Origin of the sequence: Cohnella cholangitidis (assembly GCF_014107495.1) — a bacterium.
GTDB classification, from domain to species: domain Bacteria; phylum Bacillota; class Bacilli; order Paenibacillales; family Paenibacillaceae; genus Cohnella; species Cohnella cholangitidis.
The window spans coordinates 4659927-4683933 of record NZ_CP041969.1 but is presented as its reverse complement, the minus strand read 5'-3'; the positions used below and the strand labels follow the sequence as shown (position 1 = coordinate 4683933).

General features: G+C 54.9%; 16 protein-coding genes, 1 pseudogene and 1 riboswitch. Of the genes and pseudogenes, 3 read left to right on the top strand and 14 right to left on the bottom strand.

Translation table 11 applies throughout. The annotated features are described in order from the left end of the window. Nucleotides 1-45: 45 nt before the first annotated feature. From zapA to FPL14_RS21555, 7 genes are all read right to left on the bottom strand, one after another. Nucleotides 46-2577 carry a cell division protein ZapA gene (zapA, locus tag FPL14_RS21585; protein WP_182299695.1) on the bottom strand — a complete coding sequence of 844 codons (2532 nt, stop codon included), beginning with the start codon at nucleotides 2575-2577 and terminating at the stop codon, nucleotides 46-48. Nucleotides 2578-2698: 121 nt separating this feature from the next. After that, nucleotides 2699-5146: a phenylalanine--tRNA ligase subunit beta gene (gene pheT / locus FPL14_RS21580; protein WP_182299694.1), complete on the bottom strand. Its 2448-nt coding sequence runs from the start codon at nucleotides 5144-5146 to the stop codon at nucleotides 2699-2701. A 77-nt stretch (nucleotides 5147-5223) separates the two neighbouring features. Then, nucleotides 5224-6258 (bottom strand): phenylalanine--tRNA ligase subunit alpha, encoded by a 1035-nt coding sequence (pheS, locus tag FPL14_RS21575; RefSeq protein ID WP_182299693.1) that lies wholly within the window; start codon nucleotides 6256-6258, stop codon nucleotides 5224-5226. Nucleotides 6259-6725: 467 nt separating this feature from the next. Continuing rightward, nucleotides 6726-7346: a YcnI family copper-binding membrane protein gene (locus FPL14_RS21570; protein WP_182299692.1), complete on the bottom strand. Its 621-nt coding sequence runs from the start codon at nucleotides 7344-7346 to the stop codon at nucleotides 6726-6728. A gap of 140 nt (nucleotides 7347-7486) precedes the next feature. Next, on the bottom strand, nucleotides 7487-8161 hold the full coding sequence (locus FPL14_RS21565; protein WP_182299691.1) for a response regulator: 675 nt from the start codon (nucleotides 8159-8161) through the stop codon (nucleotides 7487-7489). Beyond that, entirely contained in the window at nucleotides 8121-9011 is an 891-nt protein-coding gene (locus FPL14_RS21560) for a sensor histidine kinase (protein ID WP_229263610.1), read from the bottom strand. The genes FPL14_RS21565 and FPL14_RS21560 overlap by 41 nt, the downstream gene beginning before the upstream one ends. 19 nt (nucleotides 9012-9030) lie before the next feature. Then, nucleotides 9031-10704 carry a copper resistance CopC/CopD family protein gene (locus FPL14_RS21555; RefSeq protein ID WP_182299689.1) on the bottom strand — a complete coding sequence of 558 codons (1674 nt, stop codon included), beginning with the start codon at nucleotides 10702-10704 and terminating at the stop codon, nucleotides 9031-9033. A 207-nt stretch (nucleotides 10705-10911) separates the two neighbouring features. Then, nucleotides 10912-11074, top strand: a riboswitch (cobalamin riboswitch). Nucleotides 11075-11227: 153 nt separating this feature from the next. Here FPL14_RS21555 and metE point away from each other — a divergent pair. Further along, nucleotides 11228-13526: pseudogene (gene metE, locus FPL14_RS21550) on the top strand (5-methyltetrahydropteroyltriglutamate--homocysteine S-methyltransferase). Between the two features lie 78 nt (nucleotides 13527-13604). Here the strand turns inward: metE and FPL14_RS21545 are convergent. The 4 genes from FPL14_RS21545 to pxpB all read right to left on the bottom strand — a co-directional run bounded on the left by FPL14_RS21545 (nucleotide 13605) and on the right by pxpB (nucleotide 18791). Beyond that, nucleotides 13605-14006 carry a gamma-glutamylcyclotransferase family protein gene (locus FPL14_RS21545; RefSeq protein WP_182299688.1) on the bottom strand — a complete coding sequence of 134 codons (402 nt, stop codon included), beginning with the start codon at nucleotides 14004-14006 and terminating at the stop codon, nucleotides 13605-13607. Next, nucleotides 14006-16129 (bottom strand): putative bifunctional diguanylate cyclase/phosphodiesterase, encoded by a 2124-nt coding sequence (locus FPL14_RS21540; protein WP_182299687.1) that lies wholly within the window; start codon nucleotides 16127-16129, stop codon nucleotides 14006-14008. Before FPL14_RS21540 ends, FPL14_RS21545 begins: the two co-directional genes overlap by 1 nt. 127 nt (nucleotides 16130-16256) lie before the next feature. Next, nucleotides 16257-16985: a LamB/YcsF family protein gene (locus tag FPL14_RS21535; protein WP_182299686.1), complete on the bottom strand. Its 729-nt coding sequence runs from the start codon at nucleotides 16983-16985 to the stop codon at nucleotides 16257-16259. Nucleotides 16986-17003: 18 nt separating this feature from the next. Beyond that, nucleotides 17004-18791 carry a 5-oxoprolinase subunit PxpB gene (gene pxpB / locus FPL14_RS21530; RefSeq protein ID WP_182299685.1) on the bottom strand — a complete coding sequence of 596 codons (1788 nt, stop codon included), beginning with the start codon at nucleotides 18789-18791 and terminating at the stop codon, nucleotides 17004-17006. Between the two features lie 62 nt (nucleotides 18792-18853). Here pxpB and FPL14_RS21525 point away from each other — a divergent pair, with 62 nt between their 5' ends. Together FPL14_RS21525 and FPL14_RS21520 are read left to right on the top strand one after the other, a co-directional pair. After that, nucleotides 18854-19180, top strand: a complete 327-nt coding sequence (locus FPL14_RS21525; protein WP_182299684.1) for a hypothetical protein — start codon at nucleotides 18854-18856, stop codon at nucleotides 19178-19180. Between the two features lie 153 nt (nucleotides 19181-19333). Then, on the top strand, nucleotides 19334-21778 hold the full coding sequence (locus FPL14_RS21520; protein ID WP_182299683.1) for an MMPL family transporter: 2445 nt from the start codon (nucleotides 19334-19336) through the stop codon (nucleotides 21776-21778). A 2-nt stretch (nucleotides 21779-21780) separates the two neighbouring features. Here FPL14_RS21520 and FPL14_RS21515 read toward each other — a convergent pair whose 3' ends face one another. The 3 genes from FPL14_RS21515 to FPL14_RS21505 form a co-directional block, all read right to left on the bottom strand. Continuing rightward, on the bottom strand, nucleotides 21781-22443 hold the full coding sequence (locus FPL14_RS21515; RefSeq protein ID WP_182299682.1) for a hypothetical protein: 663 nt from the start codon (nucleotides 22441-22443) through the stop codon (nucleotides 21781-21783). A 147-nt stretch (nucleotides 22444-22590) separates the two neighbouring features. Further along, nucleotides 22591-23556 (bottom strand): aldolase catalytic domain-containing protein, encoded by a 966-nt coding sequence (locus FPL14_RS21510; RefSeq protein ID WP_182299681.1) that lies wholly within the window; start codon nucleotides 23554-23556, stop codon nucleotides 22591-22593. 145 nt (nucleotides 23557-23701) lie between these two features. Then, nucleotides 23702-23977 carry a HesB/YadR/YfhF family protein gene (locus tag FPL14_RS21505; protein WP_182299680.1) on the bottom strand — a complete coding sequence of 92 codons (276 nt, stop codon included), beginning with the start codon at nucleotides 23975-23977 and terminating at the stop codon, nucleotides 23702-23704. Nucleotides 23978-24007 lie beyond the last annotated feature (30 nt).

Below are 24007 nucleotides of genomic sequence, written 5' to 3'. Positions count from 1 at the left end.
TAGAATTAGTCGGTTTTTGCGGCTACAAGCCCCGCTTGGTTTCGACTATTCATGTTCCAGCAGATCGATCCACTCGTTATACTCGTTCTGCAGCTTCGCGTATTCGTTGCTCAGAGCGGAATGCTCCCGCTTGAGCTCCTCAAGCTCCGCTTGCAGGCGATCTCCGCGCGCGGCCTGCTCGCGCAGTTCATCCAACGAGGCGGCGTCCTCCGCCTCGCGGGCAGGCGCGGCCGCGGCTTCGGCCCGCGCCGCTTCAAGCTCGCGCTCCGCGCGATGCGCGGCTTCGCGCAATTGCTCCTCCGCATCGCCAAGCTCGGCGATGCGGGCTTCCAAAGCCGCCGCCCGATCTACGGCGGCTTGCTTCTCTTGCTGCGCCGACGCGAGACGCGCTTGGAGCTCCTGCATCGAATCGCTCCACGCTTTCTCCCATTCGTCCCGCTCGCCTAGCTGGCTAACAAGCTCTTGGCGTTCTTTGTCCGCCTTAGCCAGCGCGGAAGCATGCATGCTCAACCGCTCCGACGTTTGGGCTTCGACCATTTGCAGCATTTCCTGTTGCTCGATAACCGTGCGCCGCTGGTCTTCCGCTTGCCGCGCCCAATGCTCTACATCGCTTTCCAGCTGACCGCGCAACTGCTGCCACTCCCGCTCCTTGACCTGCCAGGAGTCCCGTTCGCGATTCAAAGCTTCCAGCTTGGATTCCGCAAGTTCAAGCTCTTCGGAGTACATCGTTTCGATTTCTTTCGTCTCCGCTGCGGCTTTGTCTTTCACGAGTCGAATTTCCGCCTCTTGCTTGCTTTCGATCTCAGTTCTTTGCGAGACGAGCTGTTGTTGCATCGCTTCGATTTCGGCTTTATTCCTGCCGACTAATTGCTCGATCTCCGCGATTTTAGCGTTTTCCAGCCGTTCGATTTCGTGCGAATGCTGTCGCTTCAACTTTTCAAGCTCCGTATTTAGAACCTCTTCAAGCTCCGATTGTTTCTTCAGCCAAGCGACCTTTTCCGACTCCAATTGATTAACGAGCTTATCCACTTCCGCCTTAACGTCCTGCAGCTCGGATGCCGCCTGCGCCTTAGACTGCCCCAGCTCTTCGGCGAATTGCGCTTTAGCGCTCTCCAGCTCCCGCTCGGCTTGCATGGCTTGAGCCAAAGCCGCCTGCCGAGCTTGATCCGCTTCGTCTATCGCTCGTTGCAGCTCTAGCTCGGCTTCGGCCTTCGCTTCATCCAACCGCTGCGACATTTCCGCCAGCACGCGCTCGGACTCCTTAGCCGCCAGCGCTTTGGCGCTGTCCAGCTCCCGTTGTGCCGCAGACTTAGCTTGTTCGAGTTCCGATGCCGCCTTTGCTTTGGCGTTATCGAGATCTGCCGCGGCTTGCGCTATTACCGACTCGAGCAGCTCGGACGATTCCGACTTCAATAGCTCAAGCTCGCCGGATACTTGTTCGAATTCGTGTCTATCCGCTTGTCTTTCCTTGTCGAATTCGGCAGCCATTCGTTTTTTCAAGTCTTCCAGCTCTTCCTTGGCTTGCGCCTTCGCGAGCTCCAATTGCGCGGCCGATGTTTGCCTTAAGCTTTCCAACTCTTCCGCCGCAACGGCTTTCGCGAATTCCAATTCATCGGCAAATTGCGCTTGCGCCTTCTCCAGGTCGGAGGATGCCTTGTTCGCGAGCCGATCCAGCTCCTCGGTTTTCTGCGCTTTAACGAAATCCAGCTCTTCGGCCAATTGGGCTTTTCCGCTTTCGAATTCCGCCGATAGTTGAGCCCGAAGATTATCCAGTTCCTTCGCCGATCGGGCTTTCGCGTTATCCATATCCGCGGCCGCTTTTGCCTTCAGGCTTTCCAGCTCCGCCGCTTTCTGAGTTTTGACGGTTTCCAGCTCCGCCGTCTTCTTCTCAAGCAACGACTTAACGAAATCCAACTCTTCCGTCAGTTGCGCTTGCGCGTTTTCAAGCTCGGCCGTCCGAATTTTTTCTTGCTCGATTGCATCAGCGGATTGCTTCCTCGTTAAATCAATCTCCGCAGCCATGCGGTTTTTCTCGATTGCCAGCTCTTCGGCTGCCGCCGCTTTCAAGCTCTCCAATTGTTCCGCTAGCCGAGCTCTCTCGTTATCCAACTCCTCGAGCGTCTTCTTGTTCAATTCTTCAAGTTCTCTAGCCGACTTCGCCTTCAGGCTCTCGATCTCTTCCGCCGTCTGCGCTCTTACGAGCTCCAGTTCTTCCGCCTTCCGAGCTTTAACGAACTCAAGCTCTTCCGCCACCTGCTCCTTTACGAAAGCGAGCTCCTGGGCCGTTTCTACCTTTAAGTTTTCGAGTTCTTCTATTTTGCCTTTATTCTCGAACTCGTTCTTAAGCAGCTGCTCGTTCTCCCTGCGCAAGCGCATCAACTCGTCGCCTACGTTCACGGCGGCGAGAACGGCTAACTTCGGCAAATCCAAACGGGGAGACCCGCTGTTGATCTTGCTCATCTGTTCGTTAACCAGAGCGGCGACCCGTCTCATGTGATCGGTACTGGTGTGACCCGTTAGCGTATATTGCGTTCCATATATGTCAACGGTCACACGCGTCTTGTCGTTAGCCTGCACAGCGTGATCCTCCCATTGCGTCCATAGTTATGTATCAACCTTCCAAATCATACAAAAGCAGCGAACCATCCGCGCCAGTCGGCGTCTAGATGTATTCGCTGCCTCCCTTACTGTTTCCTGCCTATTTGCGAAGTTCCGCGCCGAAAGATTGTTCCAATTGTGTCAATACCCGGGCATGCGTTTCCGTGACTTCCTCGTCGGTCAAAGTACGGTCCCCGTGACGGTAGACTAACGCCAATGCGACGCTTTTCTTGTCGCTGCCGATTCGTTCTCCCGTATAGACGTCGAATACCTTAACGGATTCCAATAATTCTCCCGCCGAAGCGGCGATGGCGTCCGTCAATGCCCCGCCCGCTACGCCGCGGTCGACCACGACCGCGATATCCCGCTCCATTGCCGGATAACGAGGCAATGTGCGGTATTCGATATGGCGATCCGCGTATTCGTAGATCGAAGCAAGCTCCAACTCGGCGACGTAAGTATCCGGCAGATCGAAATCCCGTTGCAGCTCGGGATGCAATTGCCCTACGTAACCGATCGTTTCATCTCCGCGTTCCGTATGGATCGTGATCGCCGCCGTTCTTCCCGGATGGAATCCGGCAGGCTGCGCGGCCAAGTATGCGATCTTTCCGGAAAGTCCCAAACGCTCGAACAGCTTTTCCAGAATGCCTTTGGCATCGTAGAAATCAACCGGCTCCGCAGAACGGTTCCAAGCAGCGGAGCGACGGTTGCCGCTCAACAGCAAGGAGAGACGAGGCTTCTCCTGCGGCAAACGCGTCAACGTTTCTTCGTCCGTCAGATAGACGTTTCCGATCTCGAATAACGCCAGTTCGTTATTTTTACGCGATAAGTTATAAGCCGCCGCATCGAGCAAGCTTGGGATCAAGTTCGTCCGCAGCACGCTGCGTTCTTCGCTCATCGGCATGGCGAGCGGAATCGGCTTCGCGTCTCCGGACAGCTCCTTGAACAAAGTCGTTCGTTGCACGGAAGTAACCGAATAGCAGATCGTCTCGTGCAGGCCCGCTCCCGTCAAGATCGAGCGCAACTCCCTGCGGATCGCTTGCGGTTTCGTTAAGGAACCGGCGGTAGTCGCTCCGTCGATCAACGTCGTCGGAATTTCGTCGTATCCGTGCAGTCTCGCCACTTCTTCGATCAAGTCGACATCACGGGTAATATCTCCGCGGCGCGAAGGGATCGATACGGTCCATATCCCGTCTCCGCTTACTTCCGCGGCGAAATTCAATCGGGAGAAGATCGTCTTTATTTCCAGCTTCGAAAGCTCCGTACCGAGCATTCCGTTAATTCTGCCAAGCGTGATTTCGACGTTCGCCGGTTGTTGAACGGATACTTCCGCCTCCGCGATGCCTTCCGTCACAAGACCTTCCGCATAACGCGCGATTAATCCCGCAGCACGATCAAGGGCATCCCGAACCCGGGACGGATCGACTTCTTTCTCGAACCGCGCGGACGCTTCCGAACGCAGTCCTAATTGCCGCGACGTACGACGAACCGTACCGCCATCGAATTTAGCGGATTCGAGGATAATATCCGTCGTCTCCGCCGTCACTTCCGAATTCGCTCCGCCCATGACTCCGGCTAATGCGATTGCCTTTTCCGCGTCGGCGATAACGAGCATTTGCGGCTCAAGCTTGCGCTCTTGATCGTCGAGAGTGACGAGCGTTTCGGCAGGCTGCGCCAGACGAACGTCGATGCGTCCTCCCGCGACTTTGGCCGCATCGAAAGCGTGAAGCGGCTGGCCGTATTCCAGCATGACATAATTCGTAATATCGACGATATTATTAATCGGGCGCACCCCAGCAGCGATAAGGCGATTCTGCATCCATTGCGGAGCGGGAGCGATCTTCACGCCTTTAATATAACGCGCGGTATACAGAGAGCATTGTTCCTTCGCGCTGATCGACACGCGTACATGATCGGACGCCACGTCGGCAGTCGGGAAAATATCCTTCTTCGGTTCGGGAAGGTTCAACGGGCGCCCAGTAAGAGCCGCAACCTCGTAGGCGACTCCGAGCATACTAAGGCAATCCGAACGGTTAGGCGTAAGATCCAGCTCGAGGATGGAATCGTTCAACGCGAGCACGTCCAGAATGTCGCGTCCGATTTCCGTATCGTCCGGCAAGATCAGAATGCCTTCTTGCTGCTCCTTCGGCAACAGCTTGTCGTTGATGCCGAGCTCGCGGGCGGAGCAAATCATGCCTTGCGATTCGACGCCGCGAAGCTTAGCGCGTTTGATATCCAAACCGCCAGGCAGCTTCGCGCCGATCATCGCGACCGGCACTTTCATATCGGCGCCGATATTCGCCGCGCCGCATACGATTTGCAGATCCTCGCCGGTTCCCGCGTCGATGGTGCAGACGCTGAGTTTGTCCGCGTCCGGATGCTTTTCCCTCGTTTTCACATAACCGACGACAACGCCGCTGACTCCGGCATTTCGCGACGGAACGGAATCGATCTCGATCCCGCCTCTCGTCATCATTTCCGCTAATTCCTTTGCGGCAATGCCGCTTAAGTCGATATAATCGGATAACCACCGATAAGATACGTTCATGGGAAACTCCCCTCGTTTGATCAAAGTAATGGCTTGGCAGCCACTCCGCAGTTTAAATTCCGTCCCTAACCGTCAAGTCACATCTTCGCGAACTGGCTTAGAAATTTCGTATCGTTCGCGTAGAAATGACGGATATCGTCGATTCCGTATTTCAACAGAGCGATCCGTTCCACGCCCATGCCGAACGCGAAACCCGTTACTTCCGTCGGGTCGTATCCGCCGTGCTCCAATACTTTGGGATGAACCATTCCGCAGCCGAGAATTTCGATCCAGCCGGTATGCTTGCACATCCGGCAGCCGCTGCCGCCGCATTGCGCGCACGTCACGTCTACTTCCGCGCTCGGTTCGGTGAACGGGAAGAAGCTCGGGCGAAGCCGGATTTGCATTTGCGGTCCGTACATTTCCTGCACGAACTGCAGCAACGTCCCCTTCAGGTCGCTCATCCGGATGTTCGGCCCGATAACCAAACCTTCGATCTGGTGGAACATGAACGAATGGGTCGCGTCATCGTCATCGCGGCGATACACCCGTCCCGGACAAATGACTTTTACCGGCGTTTTGCCGTTCATCGCTTTCATCGTACGGATTTGTACGGGCGACGTTTGCGTGCGAAGCAAGATTTCGTCCGTAATGTAGAAGGAATCCTGCATATCGCGCGCGGGATGGTTTTTCGGCAAATTCAACGCTTCGAAGTTGAAAAAGTCGGTCTCGACTTCCGGTCCTTCCGCAACCGTGTAGCCCATTCCGATGAAGATGTCCTCGATCTCCATGGTTACTTTGTTCAGAGGATGAACGGATCCTACGCCAACCGCTTTGCCCGGCAGAGTAACGTCGATCGTCTCCGCTTGAAGCCGATGCGCCGTAGCCGCCGCGTCGAATCCTTCTTGCTTCTCCGCGATCACGGCTTCGATCGCCGCGCGAACCTCGTTGCCCACTTGCCCGATTACCGGACGTTCTTCCGCGCTAAGCGCGCCCATGCCTCGCAAGATCTCCGTTAACTGCCCCTTCTTGCCTAAGTAGTGAACACGCAGGTCGTTAAGATGAGCCGCGTCCGCCACGCCCTGAAGCTGCTCGAGCGCCTCTTTCCTTAGAGCCTCTAATCGTTCTTTCATCCCGATTCTCCTTATCGCATTGAAATAGAAAAAGGCCTTCTCTCCCGTAAGGGACGAAAAGACCGTGGTACCACCCTTTGTTGAAATGCCGCCGCCGCTCGTTAGAGCAGCCGGAACGCTAACGCGTTCTGGACATTCCCGCTTCATACGGCGTAACGTGCCGTCAACCGGTTCCTTCTATATGATCGACGACGCCGACCGTTCAAAGGACTGCTCCGGAGTGAATTTCGGCAGCCTGTATTCTTAGGAACGCTCTCAGTCTCAGGCGCTCCCTCCCTGAAAGAAGGCACTGCTTACTTGTCTCCATCATCGCATTTTTGCATTTACAGACCATTATAGAACAAGTGATATGTTCAAGCAAGCCGGATTGCCCCTATTTCTGCTACTTCCATAGATCGTTGCCAAGACTCCCTTTACATAAAGTAAAGCCGCTTCTAAGCGATTCGCTTCGAAGCGGCTCCTTATCGTTATGCCCGTTTGCGGAATAGCGCGATGAGCAGCGCCAGCACGCCTGCGGCCAAGCCCGCGATGGCGAGCGACAGCGTCAAAGCGTCGCGGCCCGAATCCGTTTCGTCGCTTGCCGCCGCGCCTCCGGATGCGCCGTGTCCATCGCCGTGCCCGTCTCCGGTTGCCGCGGTAACCGCCGTCACGGATGCAGGCTTGTCGGCGTCAGCCGCGCCCGTCCATTCCACGACTTCCCCGTCCGCATAAGTCTGGTAGGCTTTCCATACTAATTCTTTGGCATCGTCGGCTACTTTGCCCTGCATGCGGAATTCTCCGAACTCCGTTGCGCCGAGCCCGCTGCCCGTAGCTTTCCAAGTGACGCTTACGATTTTGTCTTCCGCGCCTTTCTCGATTTCGTAAGTCCAATCCGCTTTCGGTTCGAAGCGGCTCACGTTCACGTTGTCAGGAATGGCTACCTTCACTTGCGTCGTCGCGCTGTCCTTCTCCGAAGGAACGCGAACGGTGAACACTTGGTATGAACCGGCAGGCACTTCTTTCGGCTGCACCGTCACGTGCGCGCTGGCCAATCCGGCGAATCCGAGAGACAATAACAATACTAATCCAAGCATCAAACTTTTTTTCATAGGAGATATCCGACCTTTCATAGTCCAATAGTTAAGATATCTCCAAGTATAGCTCGCTCGATCTCTTTGCGCATGACTCGAAAGAGTCATATCGAGGTTACGCTTTGTGACGAAATGGCGACGATATCGGTCTTCCGTTGCTATTCCGTTTCCACCATTCCGCGTTCATAGGCGTAACGGGTTAGTTGAACCCGATTGTCCAGATGAAGCTTCTGCAAAATATTTTTAAGATGGTTTTTAACCGTATGCTCCGATAACCCCAGCGATACCGCGACCTCGCGATTCGTATTGCCTCTGGCCACTTCCTGCAAAATTTCTTTCTCCCGCGGAGTAAGTCCCCCGGCGTCGGAATTTTTCTCTTTCGCCGCATTGACGCTCTTGTTGCCGCGGTCCGCGAATTCGCGCAAGATGGACATCGCCAGCTCCGGGTTCAGGGGCGCCTCGTCCAGCGCGACCGCGCGCAAATAATCCCGCCATGCGGATGGGTTAAGGTTCTTGAGCAAATAACCTTGCGCGCCTTTCTTAAGCGCTTCGAACAAATGGGAGACATCGTCGGAGACGGTCACCATAATGATTTTCACCGTTGGATGGGCGCTTTTGATCGCCTTAACGGCTTCTAAGCCTCCCATTCCCGGCATGTTAATATCCATCAGAATGAGATCGGGCTCAAGCTTATCCGTCATCGCGAGCGCTTCTTCTCCGCTGGAGGCTTCGCCTGCGACGACAAATTCGGGAACCGCGGAGACGATCGTCCGCATGCCTTCCCGCGCATGTCTATGGTCGTCCGCCAGCAACAATCGAATCGGCTTGCTCATGTAGCTTCCCTCCTCTTTTCAGCAACTGCACTACCGTACGATCGCCTCTGCGTTCGGCGACGAAACCCCATCCCATCGCTTGCGCCCGGTCGCGAACCATACGCAAGCCGAATCGTCCGTGCGCTTGCAGCGGTTCGCCGCCAAACCCGACTCCGTCATCCTCTACCGAGCAGCGGAAACCGCCCGTTCCGTCGGGCTCGCCGATTACGAATACCCGGGATGCCTTCGCATGCTTACGCACGTTCATAAGCGCTTCTCTAACGCAAGCGTGAAGCTCCACTTTCTCCTTGTCCGTTAAACTGCCGTCCGGGATGCTCCAAGTAAACTCGGCCTTGGCTTCCGTCATCATCGCCGTCTCCCCCAGAAGCTCCCGGAGCGGAACGACCCATGCGGCGGCCGCCGGCGAAGGAGGCTGGCGAAGGTTCGCGATCGCCTGGCGAACGTCCTCATGCATGACGCGAACCGTTTCTCTTAGCCCCTCCGCCAATTGTTTCACCGGGCCTTCGTTTTGCATCTCGTCCAGTTGATCGAGCTTAACCGCGAGCAGGAATAGCGATTGGGAGATTCCGTCATGAAGCTCCCGCGCCAAGCTTTCCCTTTCCTCCAGCGCGGCGTTCGCTCCCTTCTCCCGCTGTAAAGCCTGCTGGGATTGCTCCAACCTCGCGAATAGGCTTCTCACTAACGTCAAGGTTACGGCGAGCACGATAAACGGAGCTAGCAGATTGCCTAGCTCCATCGACATATAAGGCAGCAGGAACGCATGCCGAATGTATTCCCATAGTCCGATCGTCAGCGTCGGGATGAGAAGAATAAGCCACTTGATCTTTCGGTCTTTCCTCTCGTTATCCACAGCGATATTCACCTCGGACTTAATAAATTCGATAAGTCGTTTCCACGACCCTCTCCGTATCGTCCGCATCCGTTACCCTAATTTGCGCCTTCCATTGTCCCGCGAACGGCAAATATGGTCCTTGGGCCTTGTAGGTCGACTTCGTATAATCGGGGAAGGCGTCCATCTCTTCGTCCTTATAGGCTTCCAAAGGAACGTCGATAAAGCCCATCCCTTCTTTGTCCAGAGGCAGCATTCGCAGTTGTACCGACTTAGGCACGCCTTTGCCCGTCCGCTCCGGCAGCCAAATTTTCAGATTAAACTGGTTATCTCCGGGCGTATTCGGCGACACCCTCAGAGTGACGTGCATTTCGGTGCCCATTTGGTGGAAATTCAACTGCTCGTTGACCGGCAATGGCGTTTGGTAAGTAAGAACACCGACGGTGATGACGATGGCCGACAACAGGCCCACATCCGCTTTGAGCAGATTCCCATGGGGAAGATCTCCTTTTTTCAACCTCCTACGAATGAAAAAAGCCGTAATCGCCACGAGAAGAGAGACGATCGCTTTGGCGATGAGCCATTTTCCCCATGTCGTATATTTCAAGTACTCCAGCGACGGCAAAAAGTCCAGCGTCGACAGGATCCCCGTTACCCCGAGCACGAGGAACGAGATGAGGGCCCATTTCGAGAACACGAGAGCAAACCTGCCGGCTTCCGGCCGTTCCTTATACCAGATCGCGAGCAACAGAACGAGCCCTCCGCTCCATAACGAAGCCGCCAGGAGATGCACCAAGTCAAGGCCGACCGTATAGGCGATGGGATTGAAAGCCGCGGCATGTCCGGACCAAGCTTCAACGAATAAAGCGATAGCCGCCCAGATCAGGCGCGCCCCTGCGCCGAGGGACGGCAGCAACGGGGCCGCAAGCGCTAGCAGCAGCTCCGCGATATACAGCTTGCCGATCGTCGTGTCCGTTAAGATTCGTCCCCATTCCGAGAGCGGCTCGCCTTGTCCCAAATCCCGGAGGCTGAAAAAAACGTAAGCGATCGTCGCAAGCAACGCGAATTTCCCCGCCAGTCCGAGCGATCGGGCGTAAACCTCGCGAACGACGGGTGAAGGTTTCCGCAACAAGCCCCATAAGGCAAGCCCCGCTACGGAGAGCAATCCGGCGTAATACAGAATCCGGGCGGAATAGAGAAGAAAAGATTGCTGGTCCAATCCCGCCGAGCCATGGTTATGGGAATGTCCGATCTGCTGATGCGGATCAAGCTGGCTCGCGTCGGGAAGAGGATCCGGGTTGCCTATCGTGAAGACGTACGCCCCGGATATCGGGTGGCCGTCGGCCGAGATAACCGAATAAGAAACGGTATAATGGCCTTCGCTTAGCTTCGGCAACGCGATTCGGATTCCTTTGCCTTCGTTAATCGACTCGACCTTTCCCTTCGCCACGTCGCGCGAAGATTCGTTAAGCACGAGCAGCTTAGAGCCTCCGCTGTCCAATCTCTCGTTAAACGATATCTCGACCTCCTGCGGACCGACATCCATCCGAGCATTCGCTTCGGGCGAAGTTCGCTCTAAGACGGCGTGAGCTTCCGCTTGTCCGCTCATGATCAGAGTCGGAAATAGGCCTAGCGCGACCAGAAGCGTAATGCGTAATAATTTCTCATGAAAAAGAAAGCGCGCATTCGCGCGAACCATACCGTAAAAAGTCATAAGACAGCCTCCTGCTCCTCTTTCATTCAACCAATCCCCTCTTGCGCCGCGACTGCGTATCCGTCGCGTTCGCAAGGTCGGGCACTTCTATCGTACCCGAACGGGACTACCTCTTCAACACGTCGGACATTCGGACATTCGAATATTTTAAGGTATTTGTATTGCATATTTATTCATTTATATGTATAGTCATTGCTAACAACCTCATACGCAGAAACAACGGCGCCGCAGTTCGAGGAAGCTCTCTTCACGAACGGTGCGCGGCTTAATAGGGAAGTTCGGTGCAAATCCGACGTGGTCCCGCCACTGTATCGGACGGTTTGAACGATCGTCCGCAGCCAGAGATACCTGCCATTGTTTCGGAGAAGCCAAGGAACCTACGGAAGATAGGGATGATCCGGCGCATGTGATGCATACTGCACAAGCATGTTTGCCTTTTTTATCTATCCATAAAAAGGCAAACATGCTTTTTTCGCGTTCGGCTAAAAGGTTGAAAAAATGAACGAAGGATGTGGAGTTCGCAATGGCAATCGTATCGACGGCCGGAGTCGGTTACCCCCGTATCGGGGAAAACCGCGAGTGGAAAAAGCTGCTGGAGGAATTCTGGAGCGGCAGACGCGAGGAAGAAAGCTTCCTCAAGGATATTCGGGAGTTGCGCATACAAAGGCTGCTTAGGCAGCAAAAATCGGGAATCGCTTGGGTGCCTTCCGGCGACTTTACCCTATACGATTCCGTGCTCGATCACGTCGCGGCGTTCGGTCTCGTACCCGAGCGTTTCCGCCGCTTGGGCACGCCGGGATCGTTGGCCGTCTATTTCGCGATGGCCCGCGGCGCCGAAGGCGCTCCGGCGTGCGAGATGACCAAATGGTTCGATACGAACTACCATTACCTCGTTCCCGAACTAGCGGGAAACCCGAAACCAAAGCTGGTATTTAACCCTTGGTTGGATGCTTTTAACGAAGCCAAGCATGAGATCGGCTTGCTGACGCGTCCCGTTATTATCGGCCCTTATACGTTGGTACGCCTCGCGAAAGGGTCGCCGCCGCGAAATTTGCGGACGTCGTGCGCTCCTTCATTCCCGTTTACAACGAAGCGCTTGGACAATTGGCCCAAGCCGGGGCCGAATGGATACAGATAGACGAGCCGTCGCTCGTCACCGATGTTCCCCGGGAGCACCTCGCTCTGCTGGCGGAAATTTACGGTGAATTGAAGTCCTCTAACCCGAAACTGCGGCTCCACCTTCAAACTTACTTCGGATCGGTCGAACATCCGGAAGCGGTCTTCTCGCTTCCGGTCGACGCGATCGGTTTGGACTTCGTTCGGGGCAAAGAGCGGAATCTGAACGCTATTAAGACGTACGGATGGCCTACGGGAAAACGGCTCGGCGTCGGAATCGTGGACGGTCGCGGAATCTGGCGGACCGACCCGGATCAAGCTTTGAGCTTGCTCGAGGAATTGGCTTCTTCGGTTTCCGCGGACCGGCTGGTCGTCCAACCCTCTTGCTCCTTGCTGCATTCTCCCGTCACGGCGAAAGCCGAAACCGGCGGCGACGATCTCGTACGAGGCGCGTTAGCTTTCGCGACGAGAAGCTGGAAGAGATCGTAGCGCTCGGCGAAGCCTTGGAAGCCCGGTTGAACGGCGGCGTTTCAGACGACGAGCTACCTCCTCGCCTTAACGCTAACCGCGAGACACTGGCGGCGCTAGACAAGCACCCCGCCCGTCAGCGAGCGGCATCGCAAGGCTCGAGCGAGGAGAGCATCGCGGAACGCGCTCCGTTCGCGAGCCGGCATGCTTTACAGCAAACCCGATTTAAACTCCCGCTTCTGCCGACGACAACGATCGGGAGCCTCCCGCAAACGGGCGATATCCGCAAGGCGCGGCTGGAATGGCGGCGCGGCCGACTTGACCATGCCGATTACCGCAAGCTATTGGAGGAACGGACGGAGCTATGGATTCGCAGACAGGAACAATGGGGCATCGACGTGCTCGTTCACGGAGAATTCGAACGCACCGACATGGTCGAACACTTCGCCCACTTGTTGGACGGATACCATTTCACCAACAACGGCTGGGTACAATCTTACGGCTCCAGATGCGTCAAGCCGCCCGTTATCTACGGCGACGTCATGGACCGCGGAGCGATGACGTTGGAAGATACGGTCTTCGCTCAATCCTTAACGGATCGTCCCGTCAAAGGCATGTTAACGGGACCGATCACGATGCTGGCATGGTCGTTCTATCGCGACGATCTTTCCCCCAAAGAAATCGCCGATCAGATCGCCCGGGCGCTGAATGCGGAAGTATTGCGCCTGGAAGCCGCCGGCATCGGCATGATTCAGGTCGACGAGCCGGCGCTGCGCGAGATAGCCCCGTTGAAACGCCGGGAATGGCCTGAATATTTGGAATGGTCGGTTAACGCCTTCCGCCGCAGCGTCGCGGGCGTTGGCGACGATACGCAAATCCACACCCATATGTGCTATTGCGATTATCACGAGATCATCGACGCGGTGGAAGCGATGGACGCGGACGTCATTTCGCTCGAGACTTCGAGAAGCCACGGTTCCTTGATTCATGCGCTCAAGCAACAACCTTACGCCAACGGTATCGGGTTAGGCGTGTACGACATACACAGCCCTGTCGTTCCCGAGACGGAGACGATGCTCGCGGTTATCCGCGATTCCCTTGCCGTCGTCCCGGCGGACCGGATGTGGATTAACCCCGACTGCGGCCTCAAAACGCGCGGCGAACCCGAAACGATCGAAGCGCTGAAACGGATGGCCCAAGCCGCCCTTCAGGCTCGTTCAGAGCTTGCGAAAGCCTGATAACCGGCAGAATATGCAAGAGGCAGCCCCGGGTCATAAAAATGACTTACGGGACTGCCTCTGCTTTGTTCTATTCCATTACTTTCCTCCGGTCACATCCGGCCACCATTCTTCGTCTATTAACGGATATCCTCTGGACTCCGTCCATACGTATATCCATCCTGACAAAGAGGCATCATCCGCGTCGGATATCCATACCCGTTCGTAATCATTCGGCTCTTCTATGCCGTAGAACTCTTCCAACGCGTCAAGCGCGGGCAAGCCATCCCAAGCTACTTCCATCCACATTCCCCGAACGAACCGCTTCTTATCCAACAGCAGTGCCGGATACTCGCCCGCATCGACGAGCCGCCCTCTCACTCTACCTGGCGAAGAAGCCAACAAGATCGGCTCGATAAGGGAGTGGTTGCTTTGGCCCGGCAACAACGTGCCGTATACGAAAATTCGAATCGCCGTAGCCGGGGAAGCCGGTTTCGCCATTAGGAGACGATTCCTTTCGCTTCCCTCTTGTCCTTATCCGAATCGAATAACGACAGGAACTTCTCGGGAGGAACCGGACGGGAGAAGAAGTATCCTTGCGCTTCTTGGCATTTAAGCTCCTTCAGGAAAGCAACCTGCCCTTCGCTCTCGACCCCTTCCGCGGTAACCGTCAAGTTCAGGTTGCGGGCCATCGCCGATATTCCCGACACGATAGCCGCATCGTTGCGATCGGTCAGCACGTCGTTCACGAATGAGCGGTCGATCTTCAGCTTGTCGATCGGGAACCGCTTCAAGTAATAGAGGGAACTGTATCCGGTGCCGAAATCATCGATACTGATCCGGATGCCGAGCTTCTTGAGACGCTCCAGCATCTCCGTCGCGAACGTGACGTCCGCCATGATGCTTTCGGTAATTTCCAACTCGAGCCAATGCGGCTCCAATCCGGTTTCCTCCAACACCTTGGCTATGCGCGCGTCCAAGTCATGCTGGCGGAATTGGCGAATCGATAGATTAACGGACAGAATGATCGAAGGATAACCTTTGTCCTGCCAGGTTTTCATTTGCCGGCAAGCATTCCGAAGCACCCATTCCCCGAGCGGCAAAATAAAACCGTTCTCCTCGCAGAGCGGAATAAATTCCGACGGAGGGATTTCTCCGCGCTGCGGGTGGCTCCATCTTAGCAGCGCTTCCGCACCGACCAATGTCTCGTTCTCCAGATCGACCAGCGGCTGATAGGCGAGATGGAACTGCCCCAGTTCGAGGGCGATGCGCAGGTCGTTCTCCAACAAAAGCTTTTCTTTCGCCTTCAAATTCATTTTCGTCTCGTATCGCTTCCAGCCGTTGCGCGACTCCTTGGCGCTATACATCGCCGTGTCCGCGTTCTGCAGCAGGAGATCGAGCGTGTTGCCGTCATCCGGGAATAGAGCCATCCCGACGCTGCTCGTAATATGGAAAGCGGAATGTCCTACTTTGATAGGCTGCTCGAACATATCGACCAGGCGTTGCGCGGCTTCCTCCGCGGACTTCACCCCGCCAACGTCGCTAAGAAGCACCGTGAATTCGTCTCCTCCGAGCCGGAAGACGTTTTCGGGCTTTTCCGCGAATTTCGTTAATCTCTCGGCTACCGCGATCAACAGCCGGTCCCCGAACGCATGTCCCATGGAATCGTTAATCGTCTTGAAACGGTCAACGTCGAGCCATAACAGAGCAAAGCGACTACCGTTGTGGTCCGCGCGAACCATTTCCGCCCTCACACGTTCCGCGAATAATCTGCGGTTAGGAAGAGCCGTCAGTTCATCGTGATAAGCCAAGTAATTGATGCGCGCTTCCGCTTTCTTCTGTCTTCTGTAGGGCTCTTCGATGAGCACGAAATAAATGCCCTTAAGCAAACAATAGTAACCCGCAAGCTTAAACAAATCTCCGAACAAGTTTTCCAGCGAACCCGAGCTTGCCCCTAACGACTCTTCTATTTTCGCGAAAAACAACCAGATCAACGCTTGCACGATCGTGAGCATCGATTCCGGCCGTTCGACCCGATTCCGATATAAAATAACGCCTATAGCGGCCGCATAGAGCAGCAGAGTCGACGTTTGTTGGATCGGGGCTAGCGTATCGATGAAAGCTTGGTTCCAGTTATCGGCCTTAAACACAAACCAAGATATGACCCCGACGATGCCGATCACGGGGATAATCGCATAAATTCGCATTCGCGGCTTGACGATCGGATTTCCTAACGAGAAGACGATCAACAGTCCGAGAGCGCCTACCCACTGGGAAGTCCAGTTCAACAAAATGCTTGGCGTATCTCCAATCGCCGCATCATATAGCGGCATTCCCGGAGCGCTGATCCCATGCAGCATATCCAATATGCCGATCGCTCCGAACAAGGCCGCCGTCATAAGCCGTTGCCTGCATAGCGTCGGCAGAAAAAACATCCATCCGAGGATGAGCAGCGCAAAACAAATCGCAAAAGCCACAGACTCCAGTATCGAATGTAAAGCGGTTCGGTTAAGGTGAACGAACGCCTCTTCAAACCAGTCATGGCCGATCTGAATGCCGCTGAATACCGTTACGGCGGCAATTACCATCCACATTGTTTTTATTTCCGCGCGATTAATCGACATGTATGTGCCCCCGACCAAATACCTACTCAAAAGAAACTTTTCTTTATCTCCTCTCTATATTTTCCACGCAAATAATCAGTTTCCTGCTTTACGCTGATTTTTTCGACAGTTTTTCGACATTATTCGCCTACATTCCGTCCGGTCGCCGCACAGTAATTCCATTTCCTTGAAAATATTCGACAATCTCGCGAGCATGCTCCGTAGCCTTAAACGTATCCCCGTGCAAGCATAGAGTTTCAATTCTGCCCATCACGGCAAGGGAATAAGCCTGTTGCACTACTTCTTTAGAACCTTCAAGCACAGCTCCAGAAACATTCCTAGGTACCAAATTCCCATCCGGCGAATATGCCCTATCCGCGAAGCCTTCCGCCACAAACCGAATTCCCGATGCCCGCGCGGCCGACTCCGCTTCGCTTCCCGGAAGACCGTATAGCATCAATTCGGGCTCCAACCGTCTTATTGTCGTAACGATCGCTGCCGCCAATTGCGCGTTGTTCGCAGCCATATGATACAGCGCGCCATGCAGCTTGACGTGATGCAGCTCGCCCCCCGCGGCTTTAACGTAAGCCTGAAGCGCCCCCGTCTGATAGAGCACGAAATCGGCTGCTTCCTCGGGGGTGATCGCCATTTCGCGACGCCCGAAGCCGAGACGATCCGGCAGTCCCGGATGAGCGCCGATCGCCACGCCAAGCTTGAGGCAGCTATCGACGACTTTGCGCATCGTATGCGGATCTCCGGCATGAAAGCCGCAAGCGATATTAGCCGATGAAACGTATTGCAGCAAAATATCGTCCGCCCCCCAATCATACGCCCCGTATCCTTCTCCCATATCCGCATTTAGATCGATCGTCACCATATCGGTTGCCCCCTGTATCTAGTAAACGTATTTGCTCAACATTCCCGCTCTTAATATCGCAAGATCTCGCTCCCGCTCGCTCAAAGCCCGTTCGGCAATCCCCGCGTCGACCAACTCGAACGTTAGCCGATCCCCGGGAACGGCTTGCGCTAGCTTCGGCATATCCGCCGAGATCACGTGCGCTATTTTCGGATATCCGCCGGTCGGCTGGTAGCCGGCGGCCAGAATGATCGGTTGCCCGTTCGGCGGCACTTGAATCGTTCCGGCAACGACGCCATGGGATTGAAGCTCGTTCCGAAATTCCTTGGTCAGAGCTTCCCCGGTCAGTCGTATCCCCATTCGATCGGAAGAAGCTTCTACTCGATAGGGTGCGGAGAGAAGCGCCTCATGCGCTTCCGAGGTAAAGTCGTTCCACTCCGCGCCAGCCAGCAGGCGCAAGGCGATGGCGCGAGGTTGACGGGCACGTTGCGCGGATGAAGCCCGAACGACGCGATCGGACCTGCTTGCCGCGCTCCATGCAACGGAACTCCAACGGGCCGTTCCTTCTTCCGCTTTCCTTCGCAAGCGCTCTTGAATCGCCGCGGCGTGTTTGGATGGCGGCAACACGCTTATGCAATCGTCCGCCAGCAAAGCTCTGCCGAATCCGCCGCCCATCCTTGCCCTCGTATCCGCGCTTCGGCTTCCAAGCCACATCGGCACGTCGATTCCACCTGCGATTGCTAGGTACGCCCGACATCCCGATAACGCGGATCCGAAAGACAGGGTCGTCCCGCGCCGTAGATAGACCGGTCTATTCATCGGGATTCGCGTTCCGTCCGCGGCTGCATCGAGATCGGCTCCGCAAATCGAGACGAGGGCGTCTCTCTCGATCCCATAATCCCCCCCGATCAGGGTCAATTCCAGAACGGCCGCACCCTCGTCATTGCCGATGAGCGCGTTGGCCATCCTCATCGAAACCTCATCCATGGCTCCTCCGACCGATACCCCGCAAGATTGCCAGCCTTTGCGTCCGAGATCTTGAACCGTTGACATCATCCCCGGCTTCAACACCCTCAATACCGGAACCGATGAACCGGTTCCGCTCCACGCAGGGGCTGGTACTCGCTCGCTCGTCATGGAGCTTGTTGCTTTAACCGGAACGAATTTTACCGTATCCCCCTGCCGTAAGAGGAAGGGTTCTCCCCCCTCCTGCCGACGGAACAGTTCGATTGACGTTCTACCGATCAACTGCCAGCCCCCCGGCGAGTCCACGGGATAGATTCCGGTCTGATTGCCCGCGATTCCAACCGACCCGGCCGATACTTTCAATCGGGGAACGTCGTGACGGGGTTGCGCCAATCTCTCGTGGAGGCCGGTTAGGTAGGGAAATCCCGGAGCGAAGCCCATCATCGCCACGACGTAAGTCCCTTCCGCGTGCAGCTCCGCGAATTGCTGCTCCGATAACCCGCTTCTGCTTGCGCACTCCGCTAGATCGGGTCCGTGCTCACCGCCGTATACGACCGGAATTTCCACCAACCGCTGCGGCGGCAACGTCCGTTGTTCCAGCCTATCGAGTACTCCGGCCATATCTCGGGCAGCATCGCGTATAGATAATTCGGATCCTCGCATATAGAAGGTAATCGAAGAATAGGAAGCTACCGTCTCTTGAAGCCAGGCGACGTCCAATAAACCGATCGCCTGCGCCGTCGCGGCCAACCTCCCCTCCTCCAAGGGAATATTCCATTGTATCGTAAAAGCCCGATCGCCTAACGGCCGCACGGAAATAACCGATTCGTCCACGGAACGGTCTCCTTTCGCAACTTCCATTTGCAACCTTTTCGAATAACACGGTACAATTATACTATCGGCAAGGGAGGATTGGTTCAGAAGTGGAAACGTACGACTTGGCGGAACTCGTCATCGCTCAAGATTCTCAGACTTGGAACCTCGTGTTCTCGCGCGCCAAATTGATGATCGTTTCCGATTACGGCACTCGCCTGTGGTACATCGATATCGATGGAATGACCGATGAGAGTTTGCTTAAGAGGTTCGCGGAATCGGAAAATATCGGAGTCGACATGCATACGACGACGATCGGAGGGCGCAGATTGGAAGGCCGCGGATTCTTCCACCCGAATCCGCAGCATAGGGCAGCCGCAATCCGCGGGGATGGACAATTGGAAGGTTACGGTCAACCGGGCGGAATCGCTCCTTAGTTTACTGTAACGACGCGCAAGGCTGGTTCCTCATGACCGTTCGAAGCATGCGGAATCAGCCTTGTGCCGCCAAAGAGATCTACCCCCTCCTACTCATCAGCATTGCGGTTTAGGCGGAATCCAGACATATCGTGTAGGAGGTAGAGGTGAAACATGGATAAATGGATAAGCCGGATCGCCAAACTGCGATGGGTCGTCATCGCGTCTTGGCTAGTTCTGGCTTCCCTCTCCTTATTCGTATTACCGGACTTGCAAGCCGTCGTTCGGCAGACGGAACAGAAGTTTCTGCCAACCGACGCGGACTCCGTACGGGCAACCCGTCTCTTGCAAGAGATCAATCCTTCTTCGCGCTCGCTGTCCAACGCGGTCATTGTTTTCTCCAGGCCGGAAAAACTATCGGAAGAAGATATACAATGGATGAACGATTTGCTTGCTCGGATAGAATCTCGCAAACAAGAGCTTATGATCGCAAGCGTATTGTCAGCGCAATCGGAACCGGAACTGGCCGAGAGATTGCTCAGCAAAGACGGCTCGACTCTGCTCGCCGTCATAAATCTCCCGTATGCGGATTTTCAGGATGCTACGAGAATAACATTAAACAAACTTAAACAACTGCTAGCGGGAGCCCCGGAGGGAACCTCCGCCGTGTTGACGGGAAACGCTCCTCTCTCCCAGGATTTCCAACAAACGTCGGAAAGCGGCTTGCGACGGACCGAAATCATCACGATCGGTATCGTGCTGCTCATCCTGCTTCTCGTGTTCCGCTCCCCCGCGACTCCAATCATTCCTTTACTGACGATCGGAGTCAGCTACGTCATTTCACGGGGGCTGATTAGCTGGTTCTCGCAGTTCGGCATACCGGTGTCCCATTTCACCGAGTCGTTCCTTATCGCCGTTTTGTTCGGCGCTGGTACGGACTATTGCATGCTCATGATCCAAAGATATCGCGAGGAGCTTCGAACGGGTAACGACGGAAACGTGCTTAGCGCCATCGCGCGAACGATGAACGGCGTGGGGAAAACGATCGTTTACTCCGCTTGCACCGTCCTAGCGGCTTTTCTCCTTATCGGCTTCGCGGAGTTCGGCTTGTATCGTTCCGCGGTCGGCGTAGCCATCGGAATGCTGGTAGCGATCGCAGCGGCCCTAACGCTGACGCCCGCACTGCTCATTACGTTCGGCAAAAATGTTTTCTGGCCCTATCCTCTGGAGGAAATACGGAAACATCGGGATTCCTGGCTGTGGGGCAAACTCGCCTCGCTGACGTCCAAGCGGTCAGGGCTCGTACTACTGGCCACCATCGTTCTTGTCGCGCCCTTAACCTTGCTTTTCCATGACAAACGTTCGTTCGACGATATTTCGGAGATCAATCCTCGATCCGATTCCATAATCGGATTTCGGCAAGTCGAGCGAACCTTTAGCGCTGGAGAAGTATTCCCGGTAACGGTGGCGGTAACGGCGGGTCAATCCATGCGTACGAAATCCGGATTGGCTGCTCTTGAGCAGATAAGCTCCGATCTTACCCGCGCACCTAACGTAAAAGAGGTTCGCAGCGCGGTACGCCCGCTCGGACGCAAGCCGGAGCAATTAACCGTGCCCGGACAGTTGCGGAAGCCGAATGTCGACGAAATTATCGTTTCCATTATGAAGGATCAGCAAGCGTTGGTCGAAGGGCTGAAATCCATAGCAATGGGAGCCGCCCCCTTAAGTCAAGGACTTATCGGGATCGTCCCGTCTATCCGCGATCTCGGGAACGGCATAACCAAGCTTATCCTGTCCCAGTTCAACGGTCTTCAGCGCATCTCGAATCCCAACGGGGAATCGCCAACGAGCGAGCAGTCGGAAGCTAACCGGCAAGCATTGGACTTCTATATTTCTCCGGACGGGCTTACGACGAAAATCGAACTCATACTGGACACGAACCCTTATTCGAACGAAGCCATGCAGTCCATGCCGCTCATCGCGGATCATATCCGCGACAGCGTCCATGCGACGTCTCTCTCGAATCCGAACTTTTATTTAACCGGGGTTTCGGCCAAATACAATGAACTTAGCGACATTTCCTACCGGGATTTTGTCCGGACGAGTCTGTTCGTGCTAGTTGGGATCGCGATCGTCTTGATCCTTCTTCTTCGTTCCTTACTAGCGCCTTTGTACGTCCTGCTCTCGTTGGGTTTCAATTATCTCGTTACGATGGGGATTTTGGAGTTTGTGTTCGTGGAAGTATTGGGGTATTCCGGTCTTTCGTGGACGGTTAGCTTCTTTATCTTCCTGATCATCGTGGCGCTCGGAGTCGATTACAGCATCTTCCTCATGGCTCGATTCAAGGAAGAGCATCGCCCGGGCGATGTTGCGCCAGCGATGGCCAAAGCGATGAGAACAACGGGAGGAATCATCGCCTCCGCAGCCGTTATCATGGCGGGAACGTTCGGCGCGCTCAGTTTCTCCGGCGTAAATACGCTCGTGCAGATTGGAATAGGAACCTTAATCGGGTTGTTGTTATATGCGACGATATTCATGGCTTTGATCGTCCCGGCCTTCGCTTTCCTGCTCGGCGAAGCGAATTGGTGGCCTTTCCGTAACCGATCGGATCGGAAATAACTCTATCGTTCGTCGAAATCTTCCGCTTCCCGGACGTTCGCGGCGATTCTGCCTTCTAGGAAACGCATGAACGCCTCCAACTCCAGCTGTTGGATGGCCTCAAGCAGACGGAGAGTTTCCTCTTCGTCAATATGGTTCAATTGTATGGCAACCGCGTTCACGAATAAGTAGGGATTCCAACTGCCTTGCGATGCGATTTGGGATAAGGCTTCCTTAAGCGGTCCGCGAGGAATCGATTGCTCCCTAAGGAAGCTAGCGGCCCTGGTCTGCAAACCGTGATACGCGGGATGGTCGCCGGCGACATGAAACCAATATTTCGCGTTATCGAAGTCGCCCTCCCGCCTGTGCACGATACCATGCAAGACGGCGCCTGTCGGAGTATCCATGTGCTCGACTATCTCGTGCGCCGCATTTAGGCTATCGTTCAATAAGTGAAGCGTTGCCTTCCAAGCCCGCGCCGACGATTCGCCGTCAGGTCGTCCATCTGCGAGCAGATCTTCCGATAGCGCGGCGATTCTGACGTCCAAACCGGGATGCCATGCTTGATCGGGCATTAAATGCGGAAAGCGCTTGCGGCTCTTAAGCCGCGCGACCAATTGAATGCGGCGTTCGGTTTCCCTGGACAGCTCGTCTTGTTCCGTTGCCATGAACAGACTATCCTCCATCGCGTCCCCCTCCTCGAAATACCATCTTTTTACAAGACGATATCCCAAAGAGCGAATTTTGTCGAGAAGAATTTTCTCGTGGGCATGACGCAAAGGAGCCGGCCGAGTCCTATAGACTCGTTGCCGGCTCCTTGAGCAATGTGAAGTTTATTTGTGAAACACTTCCGGTGTTGTCATCTTATCGTAGAACTCGGTGAATTGGTCGCGTTTATCCGAAGCTCTCCAGCCCATGGCCGAGCGCGGATGCTCATCCAACGTTCCCGTGATCATGTCCGGAATGAGGTATCCCCATTCTTCCTTTTCGCGAAGCTTGATCATATGCTTCTCGATCATGCCGAGCACCGGACGAAGATGGTATTCCGGACGAGTAAGCTTGGCGAGCAGCAATTCGGTTGGCGTATTCCCTGCGGCGCGGCCCATTCCGTAGACGGAAGCATCCAAAAACTCGACGCCTAATTGAGCGGCGGTCAGCGTGTTAGCGAACGCCAGCTGCAGGTTATTGTGAGTATGGACGCCCAAGCGTTTGTTCTTCAAGGCGCGGCGGAATTTCTCCACCAGGTAACGCATATCGTCGGGATCCAAACTTCCGAAAGAATCGACGATGTATACGACATCGATCGGGCTCTCGTTGATCATCGCCAAAGCTTCATTCAACTCGTTATCCATTACGCCGGAAAGAGCCATGATGTTGATCGTCGTCTCGTAACCGCGCTCATGGAACAACGTAGCGAGCTCGATCGCTTTGGCGGTATCGCGCGCGTAACAAGCGACGCGGATCAAGTCCAGCATGGAATCGCTGCGCAGCAATACGTCGGCTTCGTCAACGCGTCCAACGTCGACTAACGCGGATAGCTTCGTTCTTTTCTTTTCCTTAATGACTTTGCGAAGGAAATCGTCGTCCAGGAATCTCCACGGTCCCTCCGTACCTTCGCTTTTCAGAAGCTTAGGGGAGTTTTTGTAGCCGATTTCCATGTACTCTACGCCTGAAGCGTTTAACGATTCGTACAAATCCTGCACGAACTCAACGCTGAAATCCCAGTTATTAACAAGGCCTCCGTCGCGAATGGTGCAGTCAACGATCTTGCAATGATTCGTCTGGTTATGTACCGTCATGTCGGTTAAATCTCCTTTTTCACGTCTTGCGTGTTCAGTGTCGAAACATAATGATTATTAGTTTACATCAAACCTTAGCTCTTTGCTACCACTATTGCAACTGTTCGATTGACCGAAGGTTATCCGAACGCTTCTCCGCTGCCGATCAAGCGAAATGAAAAACGATTTCTTCATCCAAGCAATCGATTTTTAAGCTCTTTCCTTCTAGGAACCATACGTCCTTGCTCTCCATGTAGAAAGTAATCCGATCCGCTACCGTCGTGACCGCAGCGTCAAGAGGGGTGTCCCTTGTAATGCCGAAAGCGAACGGCACCTCTCCTCCGCTTACGTAACGGACGAATACGCGTATCGTTTCATCGATGCCGATTCCCCATTCCCCTTTGAAGCATGACAGCGCGGAAGGCGTAACGATTAATTCCACATCCAACACCTCATCTTTCCAATTTGGGTA

Coding starts and splice junctions, on each gene's coding strand:
- pxpB (WP_182299685.1), bottom strand. CDS start 18,791: ATGGAAGTTGCGAAAGGAGACCGTTCCGTGGACGAATCGGTTATTTCC.
- pheT (WP_182299694.1), bottom strand. CDS start 5,146: ATGAACGTATCTTATCGGTGGTTATCCGATTATATCGACTTAAGCGGC.
- FPL14_RS21540 (WP_182299687.1), bottom strand. CDS start 16,129: ATGTCGATTAATCGCGCGGAAATAAAAACAATGTGGATGGTAATTGCC.
- FPL14_RS21570 (WP_182299692.1), bottom strand. CDS start 7,346: ATGAAAAAAAGTTTGATGCTTGGATTAGTATTGTTATTGTCTCTCGGA.
- FPL14_RS21555 (WP_182299689.1), bottom strand. CDS start 10,704: ATGACTTTTTACGGTATGGTTCGCGCGAATGCGCGCTTTCTTTTTCAT.
- FPL14_RS21535 (WP_182299686.1), bottom strand. CDS start 16,985: ATGGTGACGATCGATCTAAATGCGGATATGGGAGAAGGATACGGGGCG.
- FPL14_RS21565 (WP_182299691.1), bottom strand. CDS start 8,161: ATGAGCAAGCCGATTCGATTGTTGCTGGCGGACGACCATAGACATGCG.
- FPL14_RS21515 (WP_182299682.1), bottom strand. CDS start 22,443: ATGGAGGATAGTCTGTTCATGGCAACGGAACAAGACGAGCTGTCCAGG.
- FPL14_RS21520 (WP_182299683.1), top strand. CDS start 19,334: ATGGATAAATGGATAAGCCGGATCGCCAAACTGCGATGGGTCGTCATC.
- FPL14_RS21510 (WP_182299681.1), bottom strand. CDS start 23,556: ATGACGGTACATAACCAGACGAATCATTGCAAGATCGTTGACTGCACC.
- FPL14_RS21545 (WP_182299688.1), bottom strand. CDS start 14,006: ATGGCGAAACCGGCTTCCCCGGCTACGGCGATTCGAATTTTCGTATAC.
- pheS (WP_182299693.1), bottom strand. CDS start 6,258: ATGAAAGAACGATTAGAGGCTCTAAGGAAAGAGGCGCTCGAGCAGCTT.